Consider the following 23,406-nt stretch of genomic DNA (forward strand, 5'->3'; position numbering starts at 1 on the left):
CGACAGCGCGCTCACCCCGCACGGGCACCGCGCGCGTCTCGACATGTTCTCTTCCGTCTTTCCTGAGCCCAGCAGGGACCTTGTATGCCACAGCCGTCTCTCACCCCAGTGGCCGCGGCCGACCGACTGCCCGCAGGCGCCTTTCCGCTCTCCGCGGCGCAGCGCGGCATCTGGTTCGCCCAGCACTTCGCGGGTGACACCCCGATCTCGATCGCGCAGTACGTGGAGTTCCACGGGCAGCTCGACCTGGATTTGCTAGCGGACGTCGCGCGCCGAGCCGTGAGCGAGTTCGGCAGCGGCTATGTTCGGCTGATCGAGGTGGACGGATTCCCCTACCAGCTCATCGATACCTCGCTCGAGGACGAGACGCTGCTGGTCGATCTGCGCGACGAGCCCGATCCGGTGGCCGCCGCGCACGCCTGGATGCGCGCGGAATACACCGCGCCGCTGAATCTGCTGCGCGACCGGCTCGGCAAGTACGCCATGCTGCGTCTCGGCGACCAGCACTGGTACTGGTACCAGCGCATCCACCACATTCTGCTGGACGGCTTCGGCGCGATGACCATGTTGCAGCGCATCGCCGAGCTGTACAACGCCGAGCTGGCCGGCCGCGAGGCGCCGCCGAACAAGGCCGCCGACCTGCGCACGATCGTGGACGCGGACGTGGCCTACCGGGATTCCGAGCGCTTCCAGGCCGACGCGCAGTACTGGCGCGAGCACCTCGCGGGCATGTCCGAGCCCGTCAACCTGGCCGGCCGCGCGGCCGACGTGGACGCGCATCCCGCCCTGGTGGCCGGTGAATTGCCGTCGGTGACCGCCGAACTCCTGGACGCCGTGGCCAAGTCGGTGTCCGCCAGCGTCGCGCCCGTGGTGGTGGCCGCGTTCGGCGCCTACATCGGCGCGATGACCGGTGCGCCCGAGGTGACGCTGAGCCTGCCCGTCTCCGGCCGCACCACCGCCGCACTGCGGCGCTCCGGCGGCATGATCGCCAACGTGGTGCCGCTGCGGCTGCCCCTCGGCGCCGAGAGCACCGTCGGGGGACTGATCAGGGCCGCGCAGGGCGAGCTGACCTCGGCGCTGCGCAGACAGCGGTACCGCCAGGAGGACATCGTCCGTGACCTCGGCTGGTCGCTGGACGAGGCGGCCTCGTTCGGCCCGACCGTCAATCTGATGATGGTGGACACCAGGATTCAGCTCGGCGAGGTCACCGGCCGGATGCACGTGCTGACCTCGGGGCTGATCGAAGACCTTTTCCTGAACCTGTATCCGGGCATGGGCGCCGAGAACACCCACATCGACTTCCAGGCCAACCCCAACCTGTACGACGACGACGAACTCGCCGCGCAGCACCGGAGATTTCTGGACTTCCTGCACCGCTTCCTGGCCGCGGGGCCGGACGCGCCGCTGCACGCGGTGCCGGTGCTCTCGCCCGAGGAACGTGCGGAGCTGGAGCCCGCCCGCGGACCCGCTTCGGTGCCGCCGCGCACGCTGGCCGAGATCCTGGCGGACGGCGCGGCCGTCGATCCGGACGCGGTCGCGATCCGCGCCGACGGGACGTCGCTGACCTATCGCGCGGTCGAGTCCTACGCCAACCGCCTCGCGCGGCTGCTCATCGCGGCGGGCGCGGGACCCGAAAGCGCGGTGGCCGTGGCCATTCCACGCTCCGTCGAGTCGGTGCTCGCGGTCTGGGCGGTGGCGCGCACCGGCGCCGCGTTCGTGCCGATCGATCCCGGGTATCCCGCCGACCGCATCGAGCACATGGTCGCGGACAGCGGCGTCGTCGCGGGGCTCACGGTGACGGGCGCGCGTTCGGCGCTGCCCGACCGCATCACCTGGTTGACGCTCGACGACCCCGAAACCGAAGAGGTGATGGCACACCAGGATTCGGCCCCGATCACGGATGCCGATCGGTCCGCCGCGATCCACCTCGACCAGCCCGCCTACCTCATCTACACCTCCGGCTCGACGGGCATGCCCAAGGGGGTCACCGTGACCCACCGCGGCCTGGCGAACCTGGTCGCGGGCTCCGGCGCGTCGTTCGGTGTGGACGCGAGTGCCGTTGTGGCGCACGCTGTCTCGCCGAGCTTCGATATCTCGGTCGAGGAGCTGCTCGTCGCCTTCGCGGTCGGCGCGTCGATCGCCGTCGTGCCGCCCGCCGCCTACGCGGGCGAGGACTTGGCCGAAGTGCTGCGGGCGCACCGGGTCACGCATCTGAACGTGACGCCCGCCGTGGTCGGCTCGCTGGACCCGGAAACCCTGCCCGACCTGCGCACCGTGGTGGTCGGCGGCGACGCGTGCCCGCCGGAGCTGGTGGCGAAATGGGCGGGCCGCACGCTGCTCAACGGGTACGGCCCCACCGAGACGACGATCACCGTCACCGTCAGCGCGCCGCTGGCGCCGCACGGTCCGGTCAGCATCGGCAGCCTGGCCCGCGGCGTGGTCGGCCTGGTGCTCGATCCGTGGCTGCGACCGGTCGCGCCCGGCGTGATCGGCGAGCTGTACCTGGGCGGGCCCGCGGTCGCGCGCGGCTACCACCAGCGCACCGGGCTCACCGCCAGCCGGTTCGTGGCGAACCCGCACGAGCCCGGCGGTCGCATGTACCGCACCGGCGACCTGGTTCGGTGGCGGCGGCGCGAGGGCAGGCTGGAGCTGGATTACGCGGGCCGCGGGGATTTCCAGGTGAAGGTGCGCGGCTATCGCATCGAGCTCGGCGAGGTGGACGCCGCGCTGGAGCGGCAGCCGGAGGTCGAGTTCGCTCTCACCATCGGCGCGACCACCCCGAGCGGGGCCACCGCGCTGGTGTCCTACGTGCTCGGCGCGCCGGGCGTCGAGGTACAGCCGGAGGCGCTGAAAGCGGCTGTCGGAGAACGTCTTCCGTCCTACATGGTGCCGACGGTGATCATGGTGCTGGACAGCGTCCCCCTGACGCCGGTGGGCAAGGTCGACCGCAGAGCCTTGCCCGCACCGGATTTCGGCATGCGCACCGTGGTGCGTCGCCCGCCCTCCACGCCCCGCGAGGAAACGATCGCGGGGCTCTTCGCGGAGGTGCTCGGCCTGGACGCGGTCGGCGTCGACGAGAACTTCTTCGCACTCGGTGGCGACAGCATCATCTCGATCCAGCTGGTCTCCCGCGCCCGCTCGGCCGGTCTGCGGTTCAGCGCGCGCGACGTGTTCGAGCGCAAGACGGTGGCCGCGCTGGCTGCCGTCGCCACCGACGCCGCCGACACCGCGGTGCTCGAACTTCCCGGTGGCGGTGTCGGTTCCGTCGAGATCACTCCGATCGTGCACGCGATGCTCGATCAGGGCGAGACGTGGGACCGCTACAGCCAGGCCGTCCTGATCACGCTGCCGCCGGACGGCGACCGCGCGCGCCTGACCGCCGCCGTGCAGACGCTCATCGACCACCACGACGTCTTGCGCAGCACGTTGCGCAAGGGCGATGACGGCTGGGAATGGGTTGTCGCGGAACCGGGTTCGGTGCGCGCGGCCGAACGCATCGATTCGGTCGTCGCGGGTGACGACCTTGAGGTGAGTTGCGAGTACGCCTTGCAGCGCGCCGCCGACCGGCTGGATCCGCCTGCGGGGATTGTCGCCCGATTCGTTCTGGTGGAACCGAATGCGGGTGCCGGTGAGTCCATCGTCGACGCACCGGGCACCGGCACGACCGATGGCGTCGGCGTTGCCGTCCCCGGCATCACCGGTGGGACGGAGATCGCCGACAAGCCGGGCGCCGACATGGACACCGCCGACGGTGGTCATGGCATCGCCGAGGGGACCCGGCTCTGGTTGGTTCTGCACCACTTGGTCACCGATGGCGTCTCCTGGCGAATTCTTTTGCCCGACTTGGCCACCGCCTTCTCCGGCGGCCGGCTGGAGCCCGTCGGCACCTCGTATCGCCGATGGGCGCACGCGAATGTCGAGCAGGCGACGGCGCGCGCCGCCGAACTGCCCGTGTGGCGGCGCGTGCTCGCCACGCCGGACGCCCCGCTCGGTGCGCGTGCGGCGGACCCCGCGGTGGACACCGTGGCCACAGCGGCCGAGGTGCGGACCACCGTGCCGGTGGACATCGCGACCGCCGTATTGGACACGGTGCCCGCGCTGTTCCACTGCGGAGCCGACGATGTGCTGCTCGCCGCGCTCACCATGGCGGTCGCGCGGTGGCGGGCCAGATCCGGCGCGCTGTTCACCCTGGAGGGGCACGGGCGCGAGGAGTCGGTGCTGCCGGGCGCGGATCTCGCGCGCACGGTGGGCTGGTTCACCAGCGTCTACCCGGTCGCGATCGATCTCGCGGGCATCGACATGGACGACGCGTTCGCGGGCGGACCCGCGGCCGGTCTCGCGATCAAGGCGGCCAAGGAGCAGTTGCGCGCGATTCCCGACCGCGGCGTCGGGTACGGCATGCTGCGGTACCTGAATCCACGGACCGCGGGCGAGCTGGCCGCCGCGCCGACCCCGCAGATCAGCTTCAACTACCTCGGTCGCGCCGCGGGTGGACCCGAAGGGCCGTGGTTGCCGAGGCGATTCGCCGCGACGCAGGACGACCGTGCTCCGCTGCCCGCTGTCGTGGACGTCAACGCCATCATGGGCGCCGCGGGGCTGGAGGTCACCTGGGCCTACGCCACGGAACTGGTCGGCGAGGACGACGTCCGCGCGTTCGCCGAACACTGGACAACGGCGCTGGCCGCGCTCGCCGACCACGCGCGGACGACCGGCGCGGGCGGCCACACCCCCTCGGACTTCCCGCTCGCCACGGTGACCCAGCAGCAGATCGAGAGCTGGGAGCGCACCTACCCGAACCTGGCCGATGTCTGGCCGCTGTCGCCGCTGCAATACGGCCTGCTCTTCCACGCCTGGTACGACACCGACACCGCCGACGGCTACACGGTGCAGACCCGGCTCACCCTGGCGGGCCGGGTGGACGCCGCGCGGTTGCGCGCCGCGGCGCAGGTGCTCGTCGACCGGCACGAGAACCTGCGGGTCGCGTTCGTCGAGACGCCCGACGGCCCGCGCCAGCTGGTGCTCGCCGACGCCGAAGTGCGCTGGCACGAATCGGATCTCACGCATCTCGCCGAATCGGTCGAGCGGACAAGGGAACTCGACCGGATCCTGGCTCTGGACGCGAACACCCGCTTCGACCTCACCTGGCCGCCGCTGCTGCGCTTCGAGCTCATCCGCACCGCCGACGACACCTACACCCTGCTGATGACCAATCACCACCTGGTGCTGGACGGTTGGTCGACGCCGCTGCTGGTGCGCGAACTGCTGACCGTCTACATCGCCTCCGGCGCGGGCGCGAGCCCCGCGGACGTGCTGCCTCCCGCACCGTCCTATCGCTCGTTCCTCGCCTGGCTCGCCGAGCAGGAAGCGGCCGAGGGCACCCCGGCCGAAGCGGAAGTCGCTCCCGCTGCCGCTGAAGCCCCGAGTGTCACCGAGGGCGAGCAGCCGACGGCGGCGGAGAGCGCCCCTGTGACTGCCGAGCCGCAGGTGACCGATCTCGAACGCGCCGCCGAGATGCTCACCGGCCCCGCGAGTTCCGCGTCCCTTGCCGCCTGGCGGGAAGCGCTCGCCGGTATCGACGCGCCGACCCGCGCCGTCCCGACACTGGCGGGGATCCAGTCCACCGAATCCGGCATGGTCTCCTTCGACCTGCCTGCCGAGACCGTCGCCCGGCTGGAGGCGACGACCCGCGCCGCGGGCGCGACCGTCAACACGGCCGTCCAGGCGGCGTGGGCGCTGCTGCTCGCCATGCTGACCGGACGCACCGACGTGGTGTTCGGCGGCACGGTGTCCGGCAGGCCGCCGCAGCTGGCCGGGGTCGAGGACATGGTCGGCCTGTTCATCAACACGCTGCCCGTGCGGGTGCGGCTGGACCCGGCGGAGCGGGTGGCGGATCTGCTGGCCCGCGTGCAGACCGAGCAAGCCCGGCTGCTGGATCACCAGCACGTCGGACTGGCCGCTATTCACCAGGCCGTCGGGCTCGCCGAATTGTTCGACACCCTCACCGTTTTCGAGTCGTATCCGATCGACCGCGAGGCGCTGTCGCAGTCGCTGGACATCGCGGGCATGCGGATTCTCGACATCGAAGGGACCGACGCGACGCCGTACCCGTTGAACCTCATGGTGATTCCGCTGCACGGGATGCCCGGCGAACCGGGCGACAAGCTGCGGGTCACGGTGAAGTACATGGCCGACCAGTTGGCGGAGCCCGCCGCGCGCAGGTTGCTCGACCGGTTCGTCATGCTGCTCGAGCAGATCGCCGAGAATCCGGAGATCGGCGTGGCGCGGTTGCAGCACTGCGACGCCGTGGAGCGCGCCGCCCTGCTGCCGGTGCACGGTCCCGATTCGGTGCCGCAGCGCACCCTGCCCGAGATCCTCGCCGCGGGCGCCGCGGTGAATCCCGATGCCCTCGCGGTCAGCGCGAACGGCGACACCATGACCTACCGCGAGCTCGACGCCTGGTCGAACCGCTACGCCAGGGTGCTGCTGCGCCGCGGCATCGGCGCCGAGGTCTTCGTCGTGCTCGCGCTGACCCGCTCGGTGGAGTCCGTGGTCGCGGTGTGGGCGCTGGTGAAGACGGGCGCGGCGTTCCTGCCGCTGGATCCGAACTACCCGGTGGAACGGATCGAGCACATCCTCACCGATTCCAAGGCGCCCATCGGCGTGACCGTGCGCGCCACCGGCGAGACCCTGCCGAGCACGATCGACTGGCTGCTGCTCGACGACCTGAACACCATCCGCAGGGCGATGACGGTGCCGGATGGACCGATCACCGACGAGGAGCGCGGCGGCGCGATCCGGATGGACCAGACCGCCTACCTGATCTACACCTCCGGGTCCACCGGCAAGCCGAAGGCCGTGCTGCTCAGCCATCGCGGCGTCGCGAATCTCACGACGGCGCAGCGTGAATCGATGGACCTGGACCACACGGCGAGGGCATTGCAGGTCGCCTCGCCGAGCTTCGACGCGTCGGTCTTCGAGCTGCTCACCGCGCACGCGGTCGGCGGGCAACTGGTGCTCTCGCCGCCGGAGGTGTACGGCGGCGACGAGCTCGAGCGCCTGTTGCGTGCCGAGCGGGTCACCCACGCGGTGATCACGCCGTCGGTGCTGGCCACGATGGACCCGGCCGGTCTCACCGACCTGCGCGTCCTCTCGGTCGCGGGCGAAGCCGCGGGGCCCGAGCTGACCGCGCAGTGGGCGGTCGGCAGGCGCATGCTGAACCTGTACGGCCCCACGGAATTCAGCATCTGGGCGACGGGTCCTGGCGAGCTGGAACCCGGGGAACCGGTCACCATGGGCGGGCCGATCCGCGGCGCTGCGGTCATGGTGCTCGACACCTGGCTGCGCCCGGTACCGGTCGGGGTCGAGGGGGAGCTGTACTTGGCGGGTCCCGGGACCGCGCGCGGGTACTTCAACCGCTTCGGGATGACGGCGGCCCGCTTCGTGGCGAACCCGTACGGCGCGCGCGGCGAGCGGATGTACCGCACCGGCGACATGGTGCGCTGGGTCGAATCCGACCGCCCCGGCGGGCCCGTGCTGGAGCTGGAGTACCTGGGCCGCAGCGATTTCCAGGTCAAGATCCGTGGTCTGCGCATCGAACTCGGTGAGATCGACGCGGTGCTCGCCGCGGACGACCACGTGGAATACGCCGCGACCGTCGGCATGCCCGGCCCGGCCGGCGAGACCGTGCTCGTCTCCTACGTGGTGCTCAGCGACGCTGGACGCGAATCCGTCGGCGATGCCGAGGAATACGACACCGAACGGCTGCGCTCCCGTATCGCGGGCGCGTTGCCCGGCTACATGGTGCCCGGCTACCTCGTCGTGCTGGACGAGGTCCCGTTGACGCCGGTCGGCAAGCTGGATCGCAAGGCGCTGCCCGTGCCCGATTTCGCGGCCTTCCTGCGTCGGTACCTGGCGCCCCGCACGCCGGTCGAGCAGGCCGTCGCCGAGGTGTTCGCGGAGGTGCTCGACACCGAGCGGGTCAGCATCGACCACTCGTTCTTCGAGCTGGGCGGCAATTCGCTCAGCGCGACCAAGGTGGTGGCCAGGGTCAACGCGGCGCTCGGCGCGACGATTGCGCTGCGCGACCTGTTCGACGCGCCCACGGTCGCGCAGCTGTCGGCGCGGGTGGTCCCCGCGGCGGCGGGGGAGCGCGCCCGCTTCGCGCTCGCGCCGCGCATCCGGCCGGACCGGATCCCGCTCTCGCCCGCCCAGCAGCGGATGTGGGTGCTCAACCGGCTCGATCCCACCTCGCCCGCCTACAACATCGCGGTCGCGCTGCGTCTCACCGGTGACCTGGACGTGGCGGCCATGCAGCGCGCGCTGCGGGCGGTCGTCGACCGGCACGAAAGCCTGCGCACCATGTACCCGGCCGACGCGGAGGGCCCGCGCCAAGTCGTCCTCGACGCGGAGGTCGCCGCGCCGGAACTGCGCGCGGTCGACACCGAACCCGGTGCGCCGCTGCGGGATCGGATCGTCGAACTGGCCGGTGTCGGCTTCGACCTGGTGACCGAGCGGCCGCTGCGGGTCGGCCTGTTCCGTTTGCGCACGGCCGAAGGCAACGGCCGGGCGACGCCGGTGCACGTAGTCGTCCTGGTGGTGCACCACATCAGCGCGGACGGCGCGTCGATGGCGCCGCTGGCCACCGACCTGATGACCGCCTACGCCGCGGCCACCATGGGCCAGGAAGCGGCACTTGCCGCGCTGCCGGTGCAGTACACCGATTTCGCGTTGTGGCACCGGGAACTGCTCGGCGACGAATCCGACCCGGAGTCGCTGGCCGCCAAGCAGATTCGCTTCTGGACCGAATCCCTCTCCGGCGCACCGGATCTGCTCGAGCTGCCCGCCGACCGGCCGCGGCCCGCCGTGCAGTCCATGCGCAGCGCGGACCTGGAATTCGCCGTCGAGCAGCCGCTGCACCGGGCCATGGCGGAGTTGGCCGCGGACACCGAGGTCAGCATGTTCATGCTCGTGCACGCGGCCCTCGCGGTGCTGCTCGCCCGTCTCGGCAGCGCCGACGACGTGGTGATCGGCACCGCGGTCGCCGGGCGCGGGGAGGCCGCGCTGGACGAGATGGTCGGCATGTTCGTCAACACCCTCGCGCTGCGCACGCCCGTCGACCCCGACCGGTCCTTCCGCGACTTCCTCGCCGCCGTGCGCTCGTCGGATCTCGACGCGTTCGCCAACGCCGACGTGCCGTTCGAACGCCTGGTGCAGGTGCTGAACCCGGCCAGGTCCACCGCGCACCATCCGATCTTCCAGGTCTCGCTCTCCTTGCAGAACTTCGTCGAGCCCGCGCTCGAGCTGCCCGGACTGCGCATCGCGGTGGAGGATCTGGATCGCGACGCGTCACAGTTCGACCTGACCCTCGACCTGCGGGAGCGGTACGACGGTGCGGAGCGCGCCGGCATCGACGCCACGCTGACCTACGCCACCGACCTGTTCGACGCGCCGACGGTCGACACCCTCGCCCGCCGGTGGCTCGCGGTGTTGGCCGCGGTGGTGGCCGACCCGGAACAGCGCCTCGGCGACATCGACCTCCTCGTGCCGCTGGAACGCGCCGAACTGGTGCCCGCGAACGGCCCGGAGTCCGCCGGGGTGCGCACCTTGCCCGAAGTGTTCGCCGCGACGGCCGCCGCGTACCCGGAGCGGCACGCGATGGTCGCCGCGGGAGCGACGACGACCTACCGCGAATTGGCTTCTCGCGCGGCGCAACTCGCCCGTCTGCTGATCGAGGCGGGGGCCGGACCGGAGACGGTCGTCGCGCTCGGGCTGACCAGGGGCGCGGAACTGCTGGTCGGCATGTGGGCGGCCGCCGCGGCGGGCGCGGCGTTCCTGCCGGTCGACCCGAAGCATCCGGTGGACCGCATCGAGCACATGCTCACCGATTCCGGCGCGGTGCTCGGCCTCACCGTCGCCGCGCACCGGCCGCAGCTGCCAGGGGACACCCGGTGGCTGGTCCTCGACGACCCCACCTTCGCCGCCCGCTGGCGCGGCGCCGACGACACCCCGCTGCGCGCCGACGAGCCGCGCGCACCGATCCGGCCGGACCATCCCGCGTGGATGATCTACACCTCCGGCTCCACCGGAACGCCCAAGGGCGTCACGGTCTCGCACCGCGGCATCGCCGATCTCGTCGCGGCGCAGCGCGAGTCGCTGACGCTCGACGAGCACGCGCGGGTATTGCAGGTCGCCTCACCGAGTTTCGACGCGTCGGTGTTCGAGGCGATCATGGCCTTCGGCGCGGGCGCGGCCTCGGTGGTCGCGCCGGCGGAGGTGTTCGGCGGAGACGCGCTGGCCGAGCTGATCGAGGCCGAGGGCGTCACCCACGCGGTGATCACACCGTCGGCGCTCGCCACGGTGGACCCGGAGCGGGTTTCGAGCCTGCGGGTGCTGGCCGTCGCAGGAGAGGCGGTCGGCGCGGAACTGGTGGAGCGGTGGGCGCGGGGACGGACCATGGTCAACCTGTACGGGCCGACCGAATCCACCATCTGGGCAACGGGTTCCGGTCCGCTGTCGGTCGGCGCGCCGGTCACCATCGGCGGCCCCATCCGCGGCGCGTCGGTGCTGGTGCTCGACGGGCGGCTGCGGCCGGTGCCGGTGGGCGTCGCGGGCGAGCTGTACCTCGCCGGGCCCGCGCTGGCGCGCGGCTACCACGCCCGGCCGGACCTGAACGCGACCCGCTTCGTCGCGAATCCATATGGCGCGCAGGGTGAGCGGATGTACCGGACCGGCGACCTGGTGCGCTGGACCGCCGACGGCGAACTGGAATACGTCGGCCGCACCGATTTCCAGGTCAAGGTGCGCGGCCAGCGAATCGAACTCGGTGAGATCGACGCCGTGCTCGGCCGCGCCGACGGCGTGGACTTCGCCGTGACGCTCGGCGTGCGCGGACCGTCCGGCGGTACCGCGCTGGCCGCCTACGTCGTCCACGAGTCCGGCGTCGAGCTGGACGTCGAGGCGCTGCGCGCGCACGCCGCCGAGTCGCTGCCCGGGTACATGGTGCCCTCGGCCTTCGTCGTACTCGACGCGATTCCGCTCAACGCCGTCGGCAAGCTCGACCGGAAAGCGTTGCCGGAACCGGTGTTCGCCGACGACCGGACCGAATACGTCGCGCCACGCACGCCCACCGAGGAGACCCTGGCGGCGATCTTCGCCGAACTGCTCGGTCGCGAGCGGGTCGGCGTCGAGGACTCCTTCTTCGCGCTCGGCGGCGACAGCATCCTGGCCATCCAGCTGGTCTCCCGGGCCAGGCAGGGCGGGGTGACCATCACGCCGTTGCAGGTGTTCGAGCACCGCACCGTCGCGGGGCTGGCCGCCGCGGCCGACGCCGCCGGCGAACTGGTGGTCCTGGAAGAGCTGCCCGGCGGCGGGGTCGGCGATATGCCGTTGCCACCGATCGTGCGGTACATGATCGAACGCGGCGGCGACTTCGACCGTTTCGCGCAGACCGCGGTGCTCGAGCTGCCCGTCGGCATCCGTCCCGAGCAACTCACGGCGACCGTGGCGGCCGTGGTGGACCGCCACGACATGTTGCGCGCCAGGCTGTTCCGCGCGCCCGACTGGCGGCTGGAGGTCGCCGAGCCGGGCAGCGTCGACGTGGCGGGGTTGATCCGCCGCATCGAGTTCGCCGCCGACGCGGACACGGTCGACCTGCGCGAATACGCGCTCACCGAACTGGAATCCGCGATGAACCGGTTGGATCCGGCACGCGGTGTGGTGTTGCAGTTCCTCTGGCTCGACCCGGTCGGCGAGGCCGGTGACCGCAGCCGCGCCGGTCGTCTCATCGTGATCGCGCACCATCTCGTCGTAGACGGTGTGTCCTGGCGGATCCTGGTGCCGGATCTGATGGCCGCCTGGGCCCAGGTCTCCACGGGTGCGACGCCGGTGCTCGCCGAGACCGGGACGTCGATGCGCCGCTGGGCGCACGCGCTCACCGAGGAGGCGCACCGAGCCGAGCGGGTCGCCGAACTCGGCTACTGGCGTGACCTGATCGACGGTCCCGATCCGCTGATCGGCGGCCGCGAACTCGATCCGGCCGTCGATCAGGCGGGGGAGTTGCGCATGGTGGAGGCGGAAGTCTCCGAGGACGTCACCGCGGCGCTGCTGACCACGCTGCCCGGCCTCTTCCACGGCGGCGTCGAGGACGCGCTGCTCACCACGCTGGCGCTGGCCGTGCACAAGTGGCGCGCCACCGCGGACCGCAGCGTCCTGGTCCGGCTGGAAGGGCACGGTCGTCAGCAGGAGGTGATCCCCGGCGCGGACCTTTCCCGGACCGTCGGCTGGTTCACCAGCATCTATCCGGTGCGCCTCGACCTCGGCACGGTGGACGTCGACGAGGCTGTGGCGGGCGGCCCCGCGCTGGGTCAGGCGATCCGCGCGATCAAGCACCAGCTGCTCGCCGTGCCGGACAAGGGCATCGGGTTCGGTCTGCTGCGCTACCTGAATCACGAGACCGCCGAACAGCTTCCGCGCCGTCTCCCTGGCCGGGTCGCGTTCAACTACCTGGGCCGCTACGCGACCGGCGAGATCCCGCCGGGCCTGGAGGGACTCGGCTGGCTGCCCACCGACGAGCTCGGCGACCTGCCCGCGACCGAATACCCGAACGTGCCGCTGCAAGCCGAGATCGACGTGAACGCCGTGGTCCTCGGCGACCGGCTGCGCGCCACCTTCGGCTTCCCCGAGACGCTGCTCGACCGCGCCGATGTGGCCGAGCTTTCCCGCCTCTGGATCGAAATGCTCGGTGTCGCGGCCCAATTCGCCGCCACGCCGGAAGCGCGCGCCGCCGGCGCGGAGGAGGAGCGGGCGATGGCCGAACTCGCGGCCGCGGCGGCGCAGCCGGCGCCGGGCACCGCGCTCGGCCTCGACGTGCTGCTGCCGATCCGGCTCGGCGGTGACGAACCCGCGCTGTTCTGCATCCACCCGTCGTCCGGAATGGCTTGGACCTACCTCGGTTTCGCGGAGGCGCTCGCGCCGGGCCGTCCGATCTACGGCCTGCAAGCGCCGGACCTGAGCGGTCGCGAACCGTCGGTGCGCAGCATCGAGGAATTCGCCGAACGCTACGTCCGCGAGATCCGCGCCGTGCAGCCGGAAGGCCCGTACCACCTGCTCGGCTGGTCGTTCGGCGGGCTCATCGCGCACGCCATGGCCACCCGGCTCGAGCAGGAAGGGGCGCCGGTCGGCGTGCTCGCCCTGCTCGACGCCGACACCGCCGACATCGACGGCGACAGCATCGAGCCGCTCACCGCGGGCTCGTTCGTCAGCACTTTCGGCGCGGTGTTCGGCATCGACGACGTGCCCGCCGACGCCACGGCGCAGGACGCGGCGGCGATGATCGCCGAGCGGACCGGCGGCGTGGCGCTGGTGGACGCCGACACCCTGGAGCGGATGGCAGGCTCCTACAACGCCTCGGCGCGGACCAGGACCGGCTATCAGCGTCCCGTCTACCACGGCGACGCCGTGTATTTCAGTGCGACCGTGGACACTTCGGACATCTTCGGCCCGGAGGGCTGGCGTCCGTACATCACCGGCGCGATCACCAACCACGACGTCGAGGTCACCCACGACGAATTGACCGCACCACACGTGCTGCCCGTCATCGCGCGTGTGCTCGACGAGCATCTTGGAGGCATGCAGTGAACGACAGCGGAGTTGTGGTGGAGGGCGTGGAGAAGTCCTTCGGTGAGGTACAAGCCCTGCGCGGCGTCGACTTCACGGCCGCGCAGGGCGAGGTGCTCGGCATCCTCGGCCCGAACGGCGCGGGCAAGACCACCACGGTCAACATCCTGTCCACGCTCATCGCGCCGGATCGCGGCCGCGCGCAGGTCGCCGGGTACGACGTGGTCGCCGACCCCGCGGCGGTGCGCCGCTCGATCATGTTGACCGGCCAGTTCGCGGCGCTGGACGACATGCTCAGCGGCTACGAGAACCTGGTCATGTTCGGCAGGCTCATGGGCCTGCGCAAGGGGGCCGCCCGCGCACGCGCCGACGAACTGCTCACCGAGTTCGACCTGGTAGAAGCCGCCAGCAGGCGGGTGGGCACCTACTCCGGCGGCATGCGCAGACGCATCGATATCGCGTGCGGGCTCGTCGTCCGGCCCGACGTGGTCTTCCTCGACGAGCCGACCACCGGCCTCGATCCGCGCAGCAGACAGGGCGTGTGGGACCTGGTGTCGAGCTTTCGCAAACACGGCATCACGACGCTGCTCACCACGCAGTACCTGGAAGAGGCCGACGCGCTGTGCGACCGCATCATCGTCATCGATCACGGCGTGGTCATCGCCGACGGCACCGCCGACGAACTGAAGTCGCGCACCGGCGGCAGCTACTGCGAGGTGGTCCCGCTGCGGTTGGAGGATCTGCCCGCCATCGCCACCGCGCTCGGCTCGCTGCTGCCCGACGAGAACCGGGCCGCGCTCACTCCCGAGTCCGACCGCATCGCGATTCCCGCACCCGAGGGAGCCAAGACGCTCGCCGAGGCGCTGCGGCGATTGGACGCGTCCGGTCTCGAACTGGTCGACATCGCCCTGCGCCGCCCCTCGCTCGACGACGTGTTCCTCCAGCTCACCGGCCACCTCGCCGTCGCGGAAACCGGAGAAGTCGCATGACCGCCGGGGCCTGGCTGACCGACACCCGCGCCACCCCGGTCCGCGCGCAGCAGTGGTGGGTGCTCACCACGCGGCTGGTGACGCCGTCGATCAAGACCGGCGAGGTGCTCAGCTCCATCGTCGCGCCCGCCGCCTTCACGGCCAGTTTCTACATTCCGCTGAAGACGGTGATGACCGTCATCGGTACTGGATTCAGCAGCTACGCGCAGTTCATGATGCCCATCGTCATCCTGCAAGCCTGCGCGTTCACCGCCATCGGCGCGGCCTTCCGTTCGGCCACCGACGCCGTCTCCGGGCTCGACCGCCGCTTCGGCTCGATGCCGATCGGTTCCTTGGTACCGATGGCAGCGCGCATGTCCGGCAACGTGTTCCGGCTGCTCATCGCGATCGCGGCGGCGCTGGTGTGCGGGCACGTGATCGGTTTCCGCTTCCGTCTCGACGCCTGGCACACGCTCGGGTTCCTGGCCTTCTCGCTGCTCATCGGCATCGTGTTCACGCTGGGCGCCGATGTCATCGGGACGGCGGCCAAGAGTCCGGAGGCGACGACACAGGCGCTGGTGCTGCCGCCGTTGATCCTCGGCATGCTGTCCACCGGGTTGGCTCCGGCGTCTCAATTCCCCGAGTGGATCCAGCCTTTCGTGCGCAACCAGCCGGTCTCGCAGTTCGTCATCGCGCTGCGCGCGCTCGCGGGGGACACGAAAGGCAACGCGGGCGAGGTGACCTGGGCGCTGATGGGTCCGCCGCTGCTGTGGGCGGGGGCGATCGTCGTCATCTGCCTGCCGCTCGCGCTCCGGCTGAGCAAGAGGAGGGCGTGATGGTACTGACAACGGAACGCGGGACGCTCGCGCACGGCGAGACCTCGCCGGTCTCGCTGCTGCGGCACACCGCGATTCAGACCCAACGCCTGCTGCTGCGCTGGTCGCGCAATCCGGTGGCGCTGCTGGAGACGCTGATCATCCCGTGCCTGCTGCTGTTGATGCTCGACATCGTCATCGGCGGGCAGATCCAGAAGTTCTCCGGCACCGACGCGCTGTACGGTTCGGTGCCCATGGTCGCCATCGTCGGCGCGCTGAGCGGTGCGGTGGCGAGCGGGGTGATGCTCGGCCGGGAACGTGACGCGGGGCTGCTCGCCCGTTTCTGGGTGCTGCCGGTGCACCGCTCCTCCGGGCTGATCTCCCGCATTCTCGCCGAGGGCTGCCGGATCCTGCTCGGCACGCTCGTGGTGATCATCGTCGGCCATCTGCTGGGTTTCCGCTTCCAGCAGGGGTTCGCGGCGGCGCTGCTGTTCGTGTTCATTCCGGTGTTCTTCGGGCTGGCGTTCGCCACCATGGTCACCGCCATCGCGGTGTTCACCGCGAAAGCCACGCTGGTGGAGAGCGTTACGATCCTGACCTCGCTGCTGATGTTCTTCAGCACCGGCTTCGTCCCGCTGATCGCCTTCCCGCAGTGGATCCAGCCCGTGGTACGCAACCAGCCCATGTCGGTCGCGGTGGACAGCATGAAGGCCCTCTCCCTCGGTGGCCCGCTCGCGCGTCCACTCACCATGACCTTCCTCTGGTCGGTCGGCGCGATCATCGTCTTCGCCGTACCCGCCGTCATCGGCTACCGCCGAGCCAGCCGCCGGTAGACGTCATCGAGCTTGGTGAATTATCCGGTGGCTCTTCGGCATTACCGACTCAGCCGCTTTCCGCACCACGCGTCAGTGGTGGCTCGTCACGGGAGTCCGGCGCGGTGGCGCAGGATCGCGGCGGTGTGGTCGTCGGCGGGGAGGAAAGCCTCCAGGTGCAACTCGGAGAGTGTGACGTCGACGGCGGTGGCGAAGGACGTGATGGTGGTGATGAGCCGGAGCTCGCCCTCGTCGTCGCGCAGTCGCAGCGGGACAGAGAAACCGAGGTGGTCGGGGCCGGGGGCTGCATCCGGGAGATAGCTCTCCAACTCGGCGATGCACGCGTCCAGCTCGGGATCGGGGCTGCGCATCGCGCGCCCGCGCAGGGATTCGGTCACGTGCCTGCCCCACTCGGGCAGGTTGAGGACCCGGCGGGCGAGGCCGTCGGGGTGCAGCGCGAGACGCAGCACGTTGACCGGTGGTTCGAGCAGTTCCGGCGCGGCGCCTTCGGTGAGCAGATCGAAGGCGGCGTTGGCGGCGACCAGGATGCCGTACGGCCGCACCACCACGGCGGGGTAGGGCAGGTGACCTTCGAGTATGCGGTCCAGCGCGTTTCGTACCGGGGCCAATTCCGGTGTATCCAATCGTGATTCGGGGAAGGGCGGCGCGTAGCCCGCGGCCAGCAGCAAACCGTTGCGCTCGCGCAACGAAAGCTCCAGCGATTCGGCGAGGCGCACCACCATGGTGCGGCCGGGATGGGAACGGCCCTGCTCGAGGAAGCTGAGGTAGCGCTGGGTGGTGTCGGCGCGGATGGCCAGATCCAGCTGGCTCACCCGGCGCAGGGTTCGCCAGCGCTTGAGCTGGTGGGCGAAGGCGCCGGGCTGTGTCGTCGGTGGCTTCGCCACGGTCATATGGTCTTTGATATCGGACCTGCCGAGGCCGCGCCATACCCTGCGGGGAATCGCCACGAGGCCGTGCGCTCACCAGACTCGGCTCCCATGAGCACCAACGACGACAAAGAACTCACCCGTCTCGCCGAACGCTACGTAGCACTCTGGAACGAACCGGACCCTGCCCTGCGCCGCACCGCGATCGACGAACTCTTCGCCCTCGACGGCGCCCAGGTGCTGGTCGATCCACCCGAAGCGGTCCGCGACGCCGCGACCGACTTGGCCGTCCCGATCCCCTCGTTCGAGGCGCGCGGCCGCGAGGCCCTGAACCGCCGAGTGAGCCGCGCTTACGAAATGTTCATCGCCGCAGGCGAACACACCTTCACCCTCCACGGCCACCCGGTCCGCCTCACCCCGAAACTCATCGGCCTCGCCTGGACAATGGTCACCCGCACCGACGGCGCCGCGCAGGGCGGCGGCTACGAGGTGATCGCTCTCGACGAGGAGGGCCGAATCCGCCTGGACCACCAGTACATCGGACTCGACTGAGCCCACGCGGGTCGCCGCGCCGAACGCAACTCGCCGCCAACCACCATTTCTCCTCTGTCGATGGACAGATCAGGCTTCGAAGAACAGCACGTTGCCGGCCGCGTCGCGCTTGCCGAGGTCGGCTTCGATGGCGGTGGCGAGTTCGGCGGCGGTTTTCCAGGTGCGTGGGGGATCGCCGTCGAGGTTGCCGATGGTCAGCCAGGTGTCGGTGCCGCGGTAGCGGACCAGTCCCTTGCCCGAGTCGTCGACGGTGACATCGAGATCGCCGGACACCGTCCCTTCCTCCTCGGTCATGACGGCGGCCTTGTCGGAGATCTCGATGACGTCGATTATCTGAACCCTCCTTGGCGGACGCAGTCGTCGATCGCGGTGCGCAACGCGGACTGTTCGGCAGGATCAATGGTCAGACCGTATTTTACTTTGACCGTCAGGTAGCGCTCGATATAGCCACACCGGAAAGTTCCCGGCGGCAGGTAGTTCGCGGCGTCTTGATCGCCCTTCGACCTGTTGGCCGTAGGGTCCGAGGCCTCGAGGTTGACGGCGTCGTTGGCGATGCGCCGGCGGGTGTCCTCGTCCAGTCCGGCGGCGCCGGATCGCCAGGCCTCGGCCAGGGCGACGATGTGCTCGGCATCGACGCCCGAGGGGTCGGTGATCCACTTGTACTCTTTGAGCTGTCCGCTCTTGCGGTCGAGGACTCCGTACTGATCACGCCAGCCGCCGTCGGATCCGACCGTGAGCGCACAGGTCTTCGGATCGAGCTGGACCGTGCCGACGGCGTCGCGCAGCAACATCACTTCCCGGGTGGTGCAGCGGCTGTATTGCGTGAAGTCGGCGCCGAAACCGTGCTCGGGCTTGTTCGGATCCCAATGCGGGAACTTCTCGCGGCTGTACCCAGTCATCGGAGCCTCAGGCGCCACAGCGAGTTTCGCGAACAAATCACGGATGTCCTTGGCGGAAGCCGAGGTTTGCCCCGGTGTGGCGGGCGGCCGACTGTCGTTCTCGGTCCACTTGTCGAGGACGGTGATGGCGAGGGTCAGCAAGAGGGTGAAGACGATCGGCGCGACAACGGCGATCACCTTGCGGGAGGAACTCCACTTCACAGCGATCCCCCGTAGAACGCGGCCGATGTGGCTCTACCGGCCACCGGGCACAAGAGGAACGACTGCCGGGCCGTGAGCTTCATCGAGTTGTTTCCTAACGCCTACCTCGTCCAATTATCGCGGGCGCCAAGGTACCTGTCTCGACTATGCCGGAATGCAAACGCCGCGTATGAGGTTCGGCACACTCGCCGCGCTCGGGTCGCGCGAAGGGCGGAGCCGAAGCTCCGGACCACCCCCGAGCCGCCGTGCCGGCGCCGGCTCAGGGGTGGCGAGTCACGAACGATTTCGTCCGCGTGCGTGCGGGCGTGCGGTTGTCCAGGCCACGGTCGCACCGCGCGACACCACGGGGCTGATGAGGGGTAGGTCCCGAGGTGAAGCTCCGCACGAGCAAATCTCGTTCGTGACGTTCTAGCGGCTCGCTCAGCGCGAGCCGCGGGTCGGGATGCGGTCGCGCGCTGCTTTCCGGCGGTTGCGTCGCGTGTCGATCCGCGCCGATGGCCGATCCACGATGGGTCCTCCGTCCCGACCTCTTTGTCTACGGAGCAAGATAGTAGATATTGCTCGAGTGCTTGGCAAGCCCTCTCGGAACCGCACAAACACCAGCGAAGTTCGGAGGTGCGTCCATACATCTACTACATTGCTACGGAAAACGGCCTGTCGACGATGACTTCGAACATGCGACGCTTGCGAGCGAGTATGGCGTCTTGTGGCAAGCGTCACCGCAGCCGACCGCAGAGGCGCACTGCGGGTTTCGGTTCAGTCCTCGTCCGGCTCGGCGTCCGCGGGCTGCGCCATCGGTGGAACGCCGGTGTCCAGGAATCGGATCAGCCGTTCGATGCGCGTGGTGTGGTCGACGCAGCGCTCCAGATAATTGCCGAGCAGGGCGAGGTCGATGGCCGCGCCCGTGGGTTGCGCGCGCTCCGGATCGGTCAACGCCGCGTGCAGCCGTCCCCGTAGTTCGGCGAGCGTCGCGCTGACCGGTTCGGCGTCGGCGGACTGGTGGGCTGTGGCGACGGCCTCGCCCGCGAGGGCGGTGCGGTGTGCGGCGTATTTGCCGAGCTCGGCGAGTACGTCCAGGATGTGTTGCGGCGCAACGTAATTCGGATGACTTCGGTAAACCTGATCGGCGACGCGGCTGGTCAGCCAGCCGATGCGGGACAGCTCGTTGGCGATCTGGATCGCCGTCACCACGTGGCGCAGATCCCTTGCCACCGGCGCCTGCAACGCGAGCAGCACCACCGTCCGCGCCTCGCATGCGCCGTACACCTTCTGTAGCTGCTCGTCGAGGGCGAAGGCCTCGTAGGTGGCCGTGAGGTCGGCGCTGGCGAGCGCGTCGTTGACTCGCTCGACGGCGTCGTGGGCGAGTCGGCACATCAGCGTCAGATCATTGGTCAACGCGTTGAGCTCGTGGGTGAACTGGGTCCGCACCGGCAAATTCTCGCCTATGGTGGGTCGCGCGGGGAAACGATTCGCACTGCCCGCCAACGCGTTATCGGCTCGGTCGATGGACGTCATCGGCAAAACTGCTGCTACACGGGTCAAATAGCAATCGGGCATGATCTGTCCGGAATCGAATCAGCGCGGTGAACAGAGTCGGACGCAGCGTCGGTCGGTGCTTTTCGCGTCGGCTGACGGAGAAGAGGGTGAGTGACCGGATTCGAACCCGCGACCTCCTGGACCACAACCAGGCGCTCTGACCGACTGAGCTACACCCACCGCGCGACTTCCGGCGTGTGGCCACGGTAGCGACCGTGCGGCCCGATCGGCCAGCGATTTCTCGCTCACCGCACGCCGTTGCCCGGTGCTACGGTCGGCGTATGCCGAAGAAAGACGATGTGCAACACCGTCTGGTGACCACCTTCCAGCGCCTGGTCGGGAATCCCCTCCTGCGCAGACTGCCCAGTCAGCAACTGCTCGAGACGACCGGCCGGGTGAGCGGCGAACCGCGTATCACCCCGATCGGCGGCCGCCGGGTCGGCGACAGCTTCTGGCTGGTCTCGGAGTTCGGCGAGCGCTCCCAGTACATCCGTAACATCAAGGCGAACAATCGGGTTCGCGTCCGCTTGCACGGCCACTGGCACACCGGCACCGCCCACCTGCTGCCCGAGGACGACGCCCGCGCCCGCCTGCGCGAACTGCCGCGCGCCAACAGCGCCGCGGTCCGGCTCGTCGGCACCGACCTGCTGACCGTCCGCATCGACCTGGACTGAGTCGTGCCCGACTACATCCGCTGGCTGCGCGAGCGGGTCGGCCACGACCACATCCAGCTGGCTTACGCCGCCGCGTGCGTGGTGACCGACGAACGCGTGCTCATGCAGCGCCGCAGCGACGACGGCCAGTGGGGGTTGCCCGGCGGCGCCATCGAACTGGGCGAGTCGGCAGCGGCCGCCGTCGTGCGCGAAGTCTCCGAGGAGACCGGAGTGCGGGTGGAAATCGAAGCGCTGCAGGGCGTCTACACCGAGTACCGGCACGTCTACCCGAACGGCGATGTGGTGCAGCCGATCACCGTGTTCTTCCGCTGCGCACCGATCGGCGGACGGCTCGGCGGCGACGCGGAATCGCTGGAGGTGCGCTACTTCGATCTGGACGCCACCCCGGCGCTGACCAACCCGCTCTACCTCGACGCGCTCGACGACCTGCGTGCGGGGCGGCTCGGCGTCTACCGCTGACCGCCCACCCTGGCCGACCATCGGCAACCTCGACGGCGATCCCCCAGTGGATTCGGCGGGCCTTCCGGTAGTGCTGCGCGCAGCTCGGAGGCGGCGTCGGCGGGTCGGCCGAGGACGTGCCGGAAGTACGCGTCGTGCGGGTTCGACGGGGCGGCGGGCATGCCCGCGAACCTACCGCGCGACTGCTGCGATAGAGCCGGAAACGGCCGTGTGTTCGCGTAATGACGGAGCGTCGAAACGACTCCGCGAGGATTGTGCAGCGGCGCAATCGGACTCGGCCGCCGAGAGACCGGCGTGCGAATGGAAATCGAAGCGCCGCAGGGCGTCCAGCGTCGACCTCAGCCAGGCTGCTTCTCCAACACCTCGACGAGCCGCCATCCAACCGATGGCGCATCGGCAGGCGGCTGGTCCACGGGCGTCTGCTCGATACGCAACCGGTAATGGTTGCCAGGCTGAAACTCGAACCCGTCGATCGAGCCGTAGAACAGCTCCCACGGCCCGTTCTGGTCGCGGCGGATCTGTAGGCAATCCATCGGCGCGACGCCGGTGCACCGCATGGTCCTGGGTGCGACCTCGATCACGAAGGTTCCGGGGGACTTCCACGGATTCGCTGGTAGTGGACGCGGAGAGGAGTGTCGGGCCCTCCGGCACGGTGGTGCACGCGGCGAGCAGCGGGGCGAGCAGGATGCCCGTGGCGACGGCCTCGCGGAGTCGTTGCTGCATCCCCCCGATGATACCGATCTTGTGCGCGGAGATAGCTGGGACGATGGAAGGCATGATCCGTGCGTCGACAACCCGCTGGACCGTGTTCGCCCCTCTCCTGGCCGCGCTCGCTTTGGTCGCCACTTGGGGACGAAGTTTGCCGACGGTGGGGGTGATCGTGGTCGCGGTGTTTCTCGCGGGTGCGGTCCTGGCCGCGGTCCATCACGCCGAGATCGTCGCGCACCGGGTGGGGGAGCCGTTCGGATCGCTTGTGCTCGCGGTCGCGGTGACCGTGATCGAGGTGGCGCTCATCGTGACGCTGATGATCTCCGGCGGGGAGAAGTCCGCGACCCTGGCCCGCGACACCGTCTTCGCCGCGGTGATGATCACCTGCAACGGCATCTTCGGCCTGGCGCTGCTGGTCGGCGCGCTGCGCAGACGCCTCGCGGTCTTCAACGCGGAGGGCACGGGCGCGGCGCTGGCCACGGTGGCGACGCTGTCCACGCTCAGCCTGGTGCTGCCGACCTTCACCTCGAGCGTGCCGGGCCCCGAGTTCTCGCCCGCGCAGCTCGCCTTCGCCGCCGTCGCCTCGCTCGCGCTGTACGGCCTTTTCGTGATGGTTCAGACGGTGCGCCACCGCGACGACTTCCTACCGGTGGAGGGCGACGGCGTGGTCACCGACGACGACACGACCGTCGAGCGGCCCACCGTCCGCGCCACGCTCACCGGCCTCGGGCTGCTGCTCGTCGCGTTGGTCGGCGTGGTCGGTCTGGCGAAGGTGGTCTCGCCCGCCATCGAATCGGCGGTGGCCAACGCGGGCATGCCGCCCGCCGCGGTGGGCGTGGCGATCGCGCTGCTCGTCCTGCTTCCCGAGACGCTGGCCGCGGTGCGGGCCGCCCGCCGCGATCAGGTGCAGATCAGTCTGAACCTGGCGTTGGGTTCCGCGATGGCGAGCATCGGGTTGACCATCCCGGCCATCGCTGTGGCAACTATCTGGCTACAGGGTCCGCTCGTGCTCGGGCTGGGTGCGACGCAGATGGTCCTGCTCGCGCTGACGGTCGTCGTCGGTGTGCTGACCGTGGTCCCCGGCCGGGCGACGCTGCTGCAAGGCGGCGTCCATCTGGCTCTGTTCTCGGCTTTTGTGTTCCTGGCCGCGAGTCCGTAGGCATCGTGATGTGTCTCACGAATAACCGGGGCCGGTGCCGAGAACACATCTCGAGTGGCCAGGGTCACAGCATGCCAATTTTGTTGTGACGCAGAGTACCGATTAGCTTGACGGATGTTGGC

13 protein-coding genes and 1 tRNA gene are annotated in these 23,406 nt (G+C 70.0%); 8 read left to right on the forward strand and 6 right to left on the reverse strand.

The window, feature by feature from the left end; all coding sequences use genetic code 11:
• Window positions 1-84: 84 nt before the first annotated feature.
• Genes FB390_RS26950 through FB390_RS26965 form a run of 4 tightly spaced genes read left to right on the forward strand, consistent with a single transcriptional unit; the run spans window position 85 to window position 16,230 of the window.
• On the forward strand, window positions 85-13,635 hold the full coding sequence (locus FB390_RS26950; protein ID WP_141812080.1) for a non-ribosomal peptide synthetase: 13,551 nt from the start codon (window positions 85-87) through the stop codon (window positions 13,633-13,635).
• A complete protein-coding gene (locus tag FB390_RS26955) occupies window positions 13,632-14,603 on the forward strand; it encodes an ATP-binding cassette domain-containing protein (protein WP_141812081.1) in 972 nt (323 codons plus the stop codon). The genes FB390_RS26950 and FB390_RS26955 overlap by 4 nt, the downstream gene beginning before the upstream one ends.
• Complete coding sequence (locus FB390_RS26960) at window positions 14,600-15,418, forward strand: ABC transporter permease (protein ID WP_141812082.1); 819 nt, start codon at window positions 14,600-14,602, stop codon at window positions 15,416-15,418. Before FB390_RS26955 ends, FB390_RS26960 begins: the two co-directional genes overlap by 4 nt.
• On the forward strand, window positions 15,418-16,230 hold the full coding sequence (locus tag FB390_RS26965; protein WP_141812083.1) for an ABC transporter permease: 813 nt from the start codon (window positions 15,418-15,420) through the stop codon (window positions 16,228-16,230). The genes FB390_RS26960 and FB390_RS26965 overlap by 1 nt, the downstream gene beginning before the upstream one ends.
• A gap of 86 nt (window positions 16,231-16,316) precedes the next feature.
• Here FB390_RS26965 and FB390_RS26970 read toward each other — a convergent pair whose 3' ends face one another.
• Window positions 16,317-17,114: a helix-turn-helix domain-containing protein gene (locus tag FB390_RS26970; RefSeq protein WP_246124391.1), complete on the reverse strand. Its 798-nt coding sequence runs from the start codon at window positions 17,112-17,114 to the stop codon at window positions 16,317-16,319.
• A 93-nt stretch (window positions 17,115-17,207) separates the two neighbouring features.
• On the opposite strand from FB390_RS26970, the gene FB390_RS26975 reads away from it, so the two are divergent.
• Complete coding sequence (locus tag FB390_RS26975) at window positions 17,208-17,648, forward strand: hypothetical protein (RefSeq protein ID WP_141812085.1); 441 nt, start codon at window positions 17,208-17,210, stop codon at window positions 17,646-17,648.
• A gap of 69 nt (window positions 17,649-17,717) precedes the next feature.
• On the opposite strand, the gene FB390_RS26980 is transcribed toward FB390_RS26975, so the two are convergent.
• The 4 genes from FB390_RS26980 to FB390_RS26995 all read right to left on the reverse strand — a co-directional run bounded on the left by FB390_RS26980 (window position 17,718) and on the right by FB390_RS26995 (window position 20,464).
• A complete protein-coding gene (locus tag FB390_RS26980) occupies window positions 17,718-17,942 on the reverse strand; it encodes a hypothetical protein (protein ID WP_141812086.1) in 225 nt (74 codons plus the stop codon).
• Between the two features lie 35 nt (window positions 17,943-17,977).
• The gene (locus FB390_RS26985; protein WP_141812087.1) at window positions 17,978-18,748 is read right to left on the reverse strand and encodes an HNH endonuclease family protein; all 771 of its coding nucleotides are present in this window, start codon (window positions 18,746-18,748) and stop codon (window positions 17,978-17,980) included.
• A gap of 756 nt (window positions 18,749-19,504) precedes the next feature.
• Window positions 19,505-20,176, reverse strand: a complete 672-nt coding sequence (locus FB390_RS26990) for a phosphate signaling complex PhoU family protein (protein ID WP_246124392.1) — start codon at window positions 20,174-20,176, stop codon at window positions 19,505-19,507.
• 214 nt (window positions 20,177-20,390) lie between these two features.
• A tRNA-His gene (locus FB390_RS26995) sits at window positions 20,391-20,464 on the reverse strand.
• Window positions 20,465-20,565: 101 nt separating this feature from the next.
• Between FB390_RS26995 and FB390_RS27000 the strand changes: the two genes are divergently transcribed.
• Together FB390_RS27000 and FB390_RS27005 are read left to right on the forward strand one after the other, a co-directional pair.
• A complete protein-coding gene (locus FB390_RS27000; protein ID WP_141812088.1) occupies window positions 20,566-20,958 on the forward strand; it encodes a nitroreductase/quinone reductase family protein in 393 nt (130 codons plus the stop codon).
• 3 nt (window positions 20,959-20,961) lie between these two features.
• The gene (locus FB390_RS27005; protein WP_141812089.1) at window positions 20,962-21,417 is read left to right on the forward strand and encodes an NUDIX hydrolase; all 456 of its coding nucleotides are present in this window, start codon (window positions 20,962-20,964) and stop codon (window positions 21,415-21,417) included.
• A gap of 338 nt (window positions 21,418-21,755) precedes the next feature.
• On the opposite strand, the gene FB390_RS27010 is transcribed toward FB390_RS27005, so the two are convergent.
• Window positions 21,756-21,998 (reverse strand): DUF4377 domain-containing protein, encoded by a 243-nt coding sequence (locus FB390_RS27010; protein ID WP_221639423.1) that lies wholly within the window; start codon window positions 21,996-21,998, stop codon window positions 21,756-21,758.
• Window positions 21,999-22,192: 194 nt separating this feature from the next.
• On the opposite strand from FB390_RS27010, the gene FB390_RS27015 reads away from it, so the two are divergent.
• A complete protein-coding gene (locus FB390_RS27015; RefSeq protein WP_141812090.1) occupies window positions 22,193-23,284 on the forward strand; it encodes a calcium:cation antiporter in 1,092 nt (363 codons plus the stop codon).
• The last annotated feature ends 122 nt before the right edge of the window (window positions 23,285-23,406 follow it).

Source organism: Nocardia bhagyanarayanae (assembly GCF_006716565.1).
GTDB lineage: Bacteria > Actinomycetota > Actinomycetes > Mycobacteriales > Mycobacteriaceae > Nocardia > Nocardia bhagyanarayanae.